We start from the raw sequence: 2,435 nt of genomic DNA on the forward strand, positions 1-2,435 counted from the left end.
AGATGAACGAACTGATCCCAACCTTGTTATATTTAATGTGATTTTCTCTAGCCAGAGATTTTCAGTGGAAACAAGGCGAATTTACGCCTCAATAGCGGGCCTATTGCAAGTAAATTCAACGCCGTTAGCGCTGAAAATAGCTGCTCGAGATAGATTTATTACCCAGAGTTCAGGTTAAATATAATAAGAGAAAAGAATGGCAAAATTTAATAACAATAGCGTAGTTATATTAAGCGCAGTACGTACCGCTATAGGTGGTTTTGGTGGCAGTCTAAAAAATTTCCCCCCTGCCGAACTTGGCACACTTTGCGCAAAAGAAGGCATTTTAAGAGCCAAACTGTCACCCGTTCAGATCGGCTCATGTGTAGTAGGTAAAGTAATACATAATGGCCCTAAAGATGCTTATCTATCGAGAGTTATTGGCTTAGACGCAGGATTACCTATCAGCAGTCACGCAGTGACACTCAACCGACTATGTGGCTCGGGTTTAGAAGCCATTATACAAGCAGCCCAGCAAATCCAATTAGGCGATGTAGATGCAGCTTTAGCAGGCGGGGCAGAAAGCATGAGCAGCTCTGGTTATACCTTAGAAAGTAACCGGTGGGGCCAAAAAATGGGTAATAGTATCATGCTGGATGAATTAACCACCACATTACAAGATCCGTGGGATAATAACCCAATGGGAATAACGGCTGAAAACATTGCAGAAAAGTATAATATTACTCGTGCGCAACAAGACACCTACGCAGCCCAAAGCCATCATAAAGCGTCGAAAGCTATTATCGCAGGGCATTTTAAAGAACAAATTATTGCTATAGAAATCAAATCAAGAAATAGCGTCCACATTTTTGATACTGACGAGCATGTTCGCGCTGATACAACGGTAAAAAAACTATCGACCTTACCACCCTATTTTAAACAAAATGGCACAGTAACAGCAGCAACATCATCCGGTATTAACGATGCAGCGGCAATGTTGGTACTTATGTCAGAACAAAAAGCGCAAAAGCAAGGCTTAAAGCCTCTGGGAAGATTAGTCGGTTATGCAAGAGCTGGTGTGGCCCCCGCATTAATGGGAACAGGGCCTATCCCAGCTGTAAAACAGGTATTGGAAAAAACAGGGTTAACAATCGACGATATGGATGTGATTGAGTCAAATGAAGCCTTTGCCGTACAAGCGTTGTGCGTAGCACACGAGCTAAATTTTCCTGAACACAAAGTAAATCCAAATGGCGGCGCAATTGCTTTAGGTCACCCTGTTGGCGCAACAGGCGCTATTTTATCTACCAAGTGCCTTTACGAACTTAAACGTATTAATGGTAAATACGGTTTGGTCACCATGTGTATTGGTGGCGGACAAGGTATTGCAGCCATTTTTGAAGTGCTTTGACTGCGAAATTGTTGTTTGATTAATTTATAAAAACATTTATAAGAAAATAAGATATTAAACAAACATGCCGTTAATTACATTATTACTCTCATCTCTCAGTACAACCTTCTCCTGCGGGGCTTAATGCCCCACAGTTTATTTATCGGTCCGCTACTCACTTGTATATCAGGAATTTTTAACACCGTTAGCGACTGGTTTATCCATCACATTAATTAAGCATTATTGCGAAATTGGTATAAGCTATATTCAACAATAAAGCCTAAAAAAATGATGCTTTATCTTACCCTATGTTACTACCGTAACCTGAAGCCATTAGTTATTTTTTGTAGCTGTTTACTAAGTTGATCTAGCTCCATACTCGCAGCGGATACCTGATCAGCACCAGCCGCGTTATCAATAGCAGCTTGTTTAATTGAATCAATACTATGCGCAATTTCTTCAGACATGCTACTTTGTTCATGCGCTGCTGTTGCAATAATTTCAGCTCGGCGAGCTATATAATCTATTTGGTCAACGCTATTTTTTAATAATTTTTCGCTTTGGTTACAATGTGCGAGGCAAGAGCGCAGCTAACTGCTTTAAATCCGTTTAAGCAGCTTATTTTATTTATCCAAACCATTGTTTTAATGTTTCTTTTGCTTTTATCGCATGTTCACTTTTAATATAAGCAGCTACAGCCGCAAATGCTGCGACTAAAACACCAAGATCATCAGAATAACCTATGATAGGTGTAATATCAGGGATCGCGTCTATTGGCGAGATAAAATATCCAAGCCCACTATAAACTGTAGTCTTAGCCCAAATCGGTGTGTCTGAATCTTGAGCTGAGTAATATAGCTTTAGTGCTGGTTCTAGGACTATTTTTCCTGCAACCTTCGCAAAGTTTTTAGTTTTATCCCAAAAACTATTTTCGCTGAACTCTTTTTCAAATTTATTATCTGACAATTTTAATTACCCTCTCTGTCAGACTAGTTGTCGCGCTTAATATTTAACCATTAAATAGAGGGTGTGGAGTAACAATGAAACATTATTCAGCGCAACGCAA

At 39.8% G+C, this 2,435-nt stretch carries 3 protein-coding genes; 1 reads left to right on the forward strand and 2 read right to left on the reverse strand.

The genetic code is table 11. The features are described from left to right. Window positions 1-196: 196 nt before the first annotated feature. Window positions 197-1,390, forward strand: coding sequence for a beta-ketothiolase BktB (gene bktB, locus CWB66_RS17890; RefSeq protein ID WP_138586425.1), 1,194 nt, complete (start codon window positions 197-199; stop codon window positions 1,388-1,390). Window positions 1,391-1,683: 293 nt separating this feature from the next. On the opposite strand, the gene CWB66_RS22330 is transcribed toward bktB, so the two are convergent. After that, a complete protein-coding gene (locus tag CWB66_RS22330) occupies window positions 1,684-1,836 on the reverse strand; it encodes a hypothetical protein (RefSeq protein WP_167368322.1) in 153 nt (50 codons plus the stop codon). A 160-nt stretch (window positions 1,837-1,996) separates the two neighbouring features. After that, complete coding sequence (locus CWB66_RS17900; RefSeq protein WP_138586427.1) at window positions 1,997-2,335, reverse strand: YkvA family protein; 339 nt, start codon at window positions 2,333-2,335, stop codon at window positions 1,997-1,999. Window positions 2,336-2,435 lie beyond the last annotated feature (100 nt).

The organism is Pseudoalteromonas sp. S558, from assembly GCF_005886635.1.
GTDB classification, from domain to species: domain Bacteria; phylum Pseudomonadota; class Gammaproteobacteria; order Enterobacterales; family Alteromonadaceae; genus Pseudoalteromonas; species Pseudoalteromonas aliena.

Excerpts from the sequence above, each read along its gene's own strand:
- bktB (WP_138586425.1), top strand. The coding sequence starts at position 197 with ATGGCAAAATTTAATAACAATAGCGTAGTTATATTAAGCGCAGTACGT.
- CWB66_RS22330 (WP_167368322.1), bottom strand. The coding sequence starts at position 1,836 with ATGTCTGAAGAAATTGCGCATAGTATTGATTCAATTAAACAAGCTGCT.